We start from the raw sequence: 691 nt of genomic DNA on the forward strand, positions 1-691 counted from the left end.
AAGGCATCGATCTTATCAAATCGCCTTTCGTCATTGCCGCCAATAACGCATCTGGCTCGTTTGATGTGTCTGGTATCAACAAGCAACACAAACTGCCAGTGGGCGCGGACATTTCATCGTGTAACGATTGTCACAAAGAGCTGACTATCCATAAGCTCGGTGAGCATCCACATGCCGCCACCGACTTCCAACAATGTAAAAATTGCCATAACTCTGAACGTTCTGCGTTTTATCCTGGAATGGCGGCTGATCTGAAGTACCACGTGCACTCATTCCATGCCTTTGGCTCCGCTCATAGCGGTGAAGCGCCTTTCCCTGGCGCAGTCAACAACTGTGAGGCCTGCCATACCAATGCTCAATACAACTTACCTAGCCAACAAAATACGCGCCCTTCTCTTGCGAGTGGTAAATACTTTAGTCCTGCATTAGTCGCCTGTGGCGCGTGTCACTTAGAGTCATCTTTAGCTAATGCTGACCCGGATACCGTGGCAGGAGATGCGCCTCTGAACCATATGCTGAATCACGGCGCGGTATTTGGAGCAGACACAGCAGCACAAGCCATGGGCACCGAACAATGTACGACTTGCCATGCTATTGGTCAGTCACAAGGGGTGGATAAGGTTCACAAGGTATACGACTACCGTTGAATTCGTCATTGAACACAATGCTTTGACAACTAAGGATAAGAAAA

General features: G+C 48.9%; 1 protein-coding gene. It reads left to right on the plus strand.

Going from position 1 to position 691, the window contains the following annotated elements:
* The coding region (locus tag R7R24_RS27075) for a multiheme c-type cytochrome (protein WP_318120171.1) at positions 1-647 on the plus strand (647 nt) is incomplete at its 5' end.
* Positions 648-691: the final 44 nt, after the last annotated feature.

This window comes from Vibrio sp. 704, assembly GCF_033339295.1.